Here is a 6,748-nt window from a genome sequence, read left to right on the forward strand (position 1 = left end):
GTTTATATTTAAAGTCTTATTTGTTGAATAATTGATTCATTATTTATTTGAAATTTGGCATCTTCCCATTTTGGAGGTCCCATAAAACCTTTTGCATTGTTGGAACAACCGTAATCTTCTTTAGGAATTCCGAAAATTATCGTATCAAATTTTCGGTTATCATTTTCATCATGAAACATAGAAACCGCATAAGTACCATTTGGAACATCTTTAAAGGTTATGGTACAACTATTGTTCTCAATTTTTTTAATGCCACTTTTAATGCCTTTAGCTAAAAAGGTGGATTTTGAATTGTAAAGTGCCACAAACACTTTTCCGTTGTTACTATCTAAATTTGAAATAACGACAGTCACATCGTTTTGTTTTGATTCCTGAGCGCTTAAGGCAATAACACTGAAAAGCGATAAAAAAATTATTTTAATTAGATTTTTCATGATGGCGTAGTTTTAAGTTCTGATACAAATATCTAACAGCATCACTGATTTTTAAAAAGCGACTTACCCAATTGTAATTTTTCGGGGATGAAATGTGCAAACCGCTTCATTTCACAAAAACCCCGAGTTGATTTAATAGAATAAAGCAACTATATTCGTTTTACCTTCGATAAAAAAAGCATTTTTCATAAATTGACAGGTATTGAAAACAAGCACCAAGATAAAATGAGCTCCGGGAAATTTTTAACATACATCGCTTCACATTTAAATAGAGATGAAGCTGAAATTTCGAGCATCGTTGCCAGTTGTTCATTTAAAAATGTAAAAAAGGGCAGCTATCTTTTACAAGCGAATGAACATTGTAACCATGGCTTTTTTGTTGAAACAGGCCTTTTAAGACAATATTCTATTGATAAAAAAGGAAAGGAACACACCATCTCGTTCGTTCCTGAAGATTGGTTTGTAACCGATAGGGACAGTGTGTTTTTCAACAGGCCATCAAAATATTTTATACAAGCACAAGAAGATAGCCAAGTGGTGTTGATAGACCAGAATTATGAAAAATTAATGTCTGAGAAAATCCCCAATTTTGCCGAGTTCAACAACAGGTTACTACATAACCACATTAGCCAACTGCAAGAACGCATCGACCTCCTTTTAGGCGCTACGGCAAAAGAACGGTATTTACATTTCATAAAAATGTACCCAGATATTTTACTGCGTGTACCACAAACCATGGTGGCTTCTTATTTAGGTATAACCCCCGAAGGTTTAAGTCGGGTTCGGAAAGATTTAGCTCTAAAAAACTTCAAAAAATAGTTTCTTAACATAGATCAATGCACAACCGTTTTAATGGCTCTAACTTTGTATTATTAAAATTTAGAACCATGAAACTTCTGAAACAAACTCTTGAATATTAAGAGAATGATGCTAAGAAAGTAACATGTGTTCACTAAAAAATTATAAACACATGAAAACAAAAACTGTAGAATTAGTAGCCGCACCACCATCACCACATTTTGTAGGCGATGGTTTTAGAGTACACAATTTTATACCTGGCGGCTTTCGAATGGATATGAAACGAATGGATCCGTTTATTATGATGGATTATAATTCTAAATATGTATTTCCACCCGCAACCAAACCCAAAGGCGTTGGGGTACACCCACACCGAGGTTTTGAAACAGTTACTATTGCCTACAAAGGCAGAGTGGCTCACCACGATAGTGGCGGCGGTGGCGGTGTTATTGGTGAAGGCGATATCCAATGGATGACGGCTGCAAGTGGCGTACTCCATAAAGAATACCACGAGGAGGCATGGAGTAAAAAAGGAGGCGAATTTCAAATGGTACAACTTTGGGTAAACCTTCCTAAAAAGGACAAAATGAGTCCGCCAAAATACCAAGCCATTAAATACGACACCATTAACCGCGTCGCATTAGAAAATAATGCAGGCACTATCGAAGTTATTGCAGGCGAATACCAAGGCACATTAGGTGTTGCTTCCACTTTTTCTCCTGTAAACATGATGAATGCCAAATTGAAAAAAGGAGGTAAAGCGAGTTTCCAGTTTCCTGCAAACTTCAACACCGTATTATTAGCTATTGAAGGAAGTTTTATAATAAATGGAACCGAACAAGTACCTACCGACCATTTAGCTTTAATGGCCAATGATGGCGACCAATTTGAAGTAGAAGCTAGTGAAGACTCGGTAATATTGGTACTTAGTGGAGAACCGTTAAACGAACCTATTGCTGCACAAGGACCTTTTGTTATGAATACCAGAGAAGAGATTGCTGAAGCTATAGACGATTACAATCTTGGTAAATTTGGGCATTTGGAAGATTAAGTCCTAAAGCAATCGTGTGACACCTTCATAACACAATCGTACTTGAATGTGTGAAAATTAGAATTAAATTAGAAACTTGGAGTACACTTATAATTTGGTGTACCCAAGTTTTTGAGTTTAAAAAGGAGCTTCATTAGGAAACAATACCTGGCTACAAATTATCCAATTGGTTGCTCTTTTTATCTTCACTGATAGTCCAAAAGAAACCTACAAAAAAGAATTGATCGGCAGCGGGTTGTAAAGCACGTCGGTTAAAATGCCCATTCCCATCGGGCGTATTCGCATATTGGTAGCCATTAATATTTTTAAAACCCAACACGTTATTTACTGAAGCATATAGAATTTTTTGCGGACTAATTAAATACGCCCAATTCACACTCAAGCTATTATAAGCTTTTGTTTTTTGGTTCAAAAATCCCGTTTCGTTGGGGTTGGTATACGTTCTACCCGATGCCAAAGCGTAACTAAAACCTACTTGACTGCGCCAATCATTAATCCAATATTTCCCAACAACTGATAAGTTATGTGTATTTGCGAAATTGGGCTGTGCCTTTGTTGGGTAGTTTTTATAATCGCGCTCGGTATCTAAAAACGAATAACTCAACCAATAATCAATATTTTTAATGCTTTTACTATCGCGGTAAAAGAAGTCGACACCCCGTGCAAACCCAAACCCCTTGTTGTTATAGTTGCTGTTGAAATTGGCAAAATCGCTATCATATTTTACCAAATTATTATAGTTTTTATAATAAGCTTCTGCTCTAAATAGTTTTCTATCGGCATTATATTGATAATTCACTATAAAATGCGAGGTATTTTGTGCTTTTAAATCTTGATTGAATTTTAAAATATCACGCGATGGGTTTTGATAAAAGTTACCATAAGCCAGCGATACTTGGCTTTTACCAGATGTTTTGTAGGCCAAAGACAGTCGCGGTGCTATGCTAAACGCTTCAAACAACTGGCTATATTCTGCACGTACACCTGTTTTAAACGCGAGCTTTTTAGAAATAAAGATATCAGCTTCTGTAAACGCCGCCACCAGATTAGAATCATACCCGTAGTTAGCGTTATTTATAGAACCATTGCTGTAGTTTTCCTTGAAATTGGTAGCGAAGTATTCCGCGCCAAAATAAAGCTTAAAACGATTGCTTATTCGGTTTTTGAATTTTAGTTTGGTATGTACCGAGTTTTCTTCATCTGCAATAGTACTATCAACGATGCCTAAATCATTATTCCCATGAGTAAAACTGATGCCTCCAAAATAGGACCAATTAGCATTTATACTCCCTTCATACGAACTATTCAAATAGAAATTTTTATTCTTCAATTTAAAATGAACACCCGCTTCTTCATTTATATCTTCTTGAGTTAATTCAAACTGAGTCACATCAAAAGCACCATACAATTTAAACAACCCGCTACTTGTTTTTTTTCGAAACACGGTTTCACCAGATAGCGTTTCGAAAGGTTTCAACCAATCATTCCGACTCGTAAACACAGCATTATAAGGTGCCAAGTTGATATAAGACACATTAAAACTCAACGAACTTTTGTCCCATTTATGGGTATTCCCCAAACTTCCACCTACACTCATTACGCCAATATCCGTTTTCTCTTGATCGGGTTCATCAATGGTATTTAAAAGCAATACACTGGAAAGCGCTTGACCAAATTCAGCCGAATACCCACCTGTCGAGAAGGTAATACCATCGAACAAAAATGGGGAATAGCGTCCACGGGTTGGTGCATTATTGGTGGTGGGCGTATAAGGCGTAAACACCCGAATGCCATCAATAAAAATTTGTGTTTCGTCGGCATCACCACCACGCACAAACAATCTGCCATCTTCGGCAACCGTGGTCGTTCCTGGTAAGGTTTGCAAAGCCCCCACAAAATCGCCCAAAGCACTAGCGGTTGTTACCACATCCATAGGTTTCAATACTGTTACTTTACTGGTATCGCCTGCCGAAAAGGTTCTTGCCGATAGTACCACAGCGTCCAAAGCATTCACATCTTCACGCAGCTTCACATGTACATTTTGCATATAAGAAATAGCTCCTAGCATGGTAAATGTTTCAAAAGACATAAAAGAAACAATTAATGTTTGCGTTCCTGTTTGTGTTGTTATAAATGAAAATGTGCCATTCTCACCACTCGTGCTCCCATCATAAGTGCCTTCCAAATAAATATTTGCACCAGGTATGGGCATGCCTTTTGCATCGGTCACTTTTCCGTTAATGGTTGTTTGTGCGCTTAAATTCAAACTCAATAAAATAACAAGACTTGTAATTAGTTTTTGCATGATTTTGGTTCTTCGGTTTCTTCCATACAAATTTGAAACAAAAGGAATGGCTTTAAAATTTTAGATAACCGAACTGTTAAATTAGGAGGACGAACAGTTATTTTAATGAAACCATACATAAAAAATGAAGCCAGTTTACAGATTATTTCCTACCTCCTTTCCGTCTCCTTTTCACTTAATATATTTTTCCTATATTAGCCTATCTAAATACCGTATTTTTAATAAAAACGCCGTCATAGATTTTATCTATACCAATACATTAAACAAATACTATCCAAATAGTTAAATAACTCAACTAAAGTTTTTATTTAACCTCAACACAAAACAGACAAAACCATAAAACGACTACTATACCGTTCATTTAGACTTCTAAAAAAGTAAAAAAAAGCCTCTTAATTTAGCGCCATTTTAAATCACTTTTTAAAATTCTTCACACCCTACTGTAACATTTCAAAACTTTAAGCTACTTATAATAATAACTAATCCACCGATTTGAATAAAGAACTAGAACATAGTTTTGTTGAATTGCTTGAAGCGCATCAAAACATCATACATAAAGTATGTCGTTTGTACACCAATAATTACGATGCACATAACGATTTGTTTCAAGAAATAACCATACAACTTTGGAAAGCGTACCCAAAGTTTCGTGGCGATGCCAAGTTTAGTACTTGGATGTATCGAGTAGGATTAAATACCGCCATAACGCTTTACCGAAAATCGAAACGTAGCATAAACACACAAGATTTTCAAGGTGTAGAATTTAAAATATCCGTAGAAGCTTATGACGACACAGAAGAACAACAACTTAAAGTATTATATAAAGCAGTACATCAACTCAACGATATAGAAAAAGCCCTGGTGTTTCTATATCTAGAAGACAAAAATTACAGTGAAATTAGTGAGACCATGGGTATTAGCGAAGTCAATGCCAGAGTGAAAATGAACCGAATTAAAAACAAGCTAAAAACCATTCTAAATCCCTAAGGCAATGGACGAATTAGACATCTTAAAAAAAGACTGGAACAAAGAAAAGCCAGAACATAAAAAATTATCTACCCAAGATATATACCCCATGTTACATAAAAAATCGTCCTCCATTGCGAAGACCCTTTTTTACATTAGCATTGCCGAATTGGTGTTTTGGATTTTAATAAGCATCATCCCTTATTTCACATCCAATAGCTACAAAGAACGCTTAGACGCCATTTACACCAACGATTACGTGTTTGGAGCACTAACCGTATTTAGCTACACCATCATTCTGTTATTTATCTACCTACTGTTTAAATCGCATCAAGCCATTTCTGTAACAGATAATGCTAAAAAACTCATGGAAAGTATTTTAAAAACCCGAAAGGTTATAAAATACTATGTTATCTATAATTTAGCGATGGCCTTTGTTTCTATGGTATTAGGCACCTATTTCGCCATCATACACAGCCCAGAATTAACCGACACCATCTCGCATTTCAGTGATAAACAAAAACTAGTTGCTTTTGCTATAATTACAGGCTGTACCGCGGTATTTATATTCGTAATCTGGTTGTTTTACAAACTCCTTTATGGCTTTCTACTTAAACGCCTAAACCGAAATTATAAAGAATTAAAAAAGCTGGAAGTTTAATTAGGAGTTGGGCGTTACCACAAGGGTCGGGCTTTCCGCTACAAGTCCGCGCTCCCCCAAAAAAGCGGGGTCGCTGTGGGCTTTCCGCTGCAATCCCTAACGCATAAAGAAGGTAACTAAAACGTTTTTCAGAACGTTATAACGAAGCACGAAGCCATCTCATCATATTTATTCAAAATATAATATTAACTCAAAATAAACAGATTGCTTCAGTCGTGCCTCCTTCACAATGACCTGAAGTTTGACACGCAACGTCATGGCGAGGCACGAAGCCATCTCATGATATTCCGTTCAAAATAAATAAGCAACTCAAAATAAATAGATTGCTTCATTCGTACCTCCTTCGCAATGACCTGAAGTTCGATGCGCAACGTCATGGCGAGGCACGAAGCCATCTCATGATATTCAGTTCAAAGTAAATAAGCAACTCAAAATAAACAGATTGCTTCAGTCGTGCCTCCTTCGCAATGACCTGAAGTTCGATGCGCAACGTCATGGCGAGGCACGAAGCCATCTCATGATATTCAGTTCAA

Annotated in this window: 6 protein-coding genes; 4 read left to right on the plus strand and 2 right to left on the minus strand. The window is 36.5% G+C overall.

Annotated elements, in window-relative coordinates; translation table 11 throughout:
* Nucleotides 1-8: 8 nt before the first annotated feature.
* Entirely contained in the window at nt 9-434 is a 426-nt protein-coding gene (locus Q5N74_RS17290; protein ID WP_304390254.1) for a DUF2141 domain-containing protein, read from the minus strand.
* Between the two features lie 192 nt (nt 435-626).
* Between Q5N74_RS17290 and Q5N74_RS17295 the strand changes: the two genes are divergently transcribed.
* Nucleotides 627-1,253: a Crp/Fnr family transcriptional regulator gene (locus Q5N74_RS17295; RefSeq protein ID WP_304390255.1), complete on the plus strand. Its 627-nt coding sequence runs from the start codon at nt 627-629 to the stop codon at nt 1,251-1,253.
* 151 nt (nt 1,254-1,404) lie between these two features.
* Entirely contained in the window at nt 1,405-2,283 is an 879-nt protein-coding gene (locus Q5N74_RS17300) for a pirin family protein (RefSeq protein ID WP_304390256.1), read from the plus strand.
* 151 nt (nt 2,284-2,434) lie between these two features.
* On the opposite strand, the gene Q5N74_RS17305 is transcribed toward Q5N74_RS17300, so the two are convergent.
* Nucleotides 2,435-4,588, minus strand: coding sequence for a TonB-dependent receptor (locus Q5N74_RS17305; RefSeq protein ID WP_304390257.1), 2,154 nt, complete (start codon nt 4,586-4,588; stop codon nt 2,435-2,437).
* A 492-nt stretch (nt 4,589-5,080) separates the two neighbouring features.
* Between Q5N74_RS17305 and Q5N74_RS17310 the strand changes: the two genes are divergently transcribed.
* Both Q5N74_RS17310 and Q5N74_RS17315 read left to right on the plus strand, forming a co-directional pair.
* Nucleotides 5,081-5,575, plus strand: a complete 495-nt coding sequence (locus Q5N74_RS17310) for an RNA polymerase sigma factor (RefSeq protein ID WP_304390258.1) — start codon at nt 5,081-5,083, stop codon at nt 5,573-5,575.
* Nucleotides 5,576-5,579: 4 nt separating this feature from the next.
* Complete coding sequence (locus tag Q5N74_RS17315) at nt 5,580-6,215, plus strand: hypothetical protein (RefSeq protein WP_304390259.1); 636 nt, start codon at nt 5,580-5,582, stop codon at nt 6,213-6,215.
* Nucleotides 6,216-6,748: the final 533 nt, after the last annotated feature.

The organism is Mariniflexile sp. AS56 (assembly GCF_030552475.1).
Classification (GTDB): Bacteria; Bacteroidota; Bacteroidia; order Flavobacteriales; family Flavobacteriaceae; genus Mariniflexile.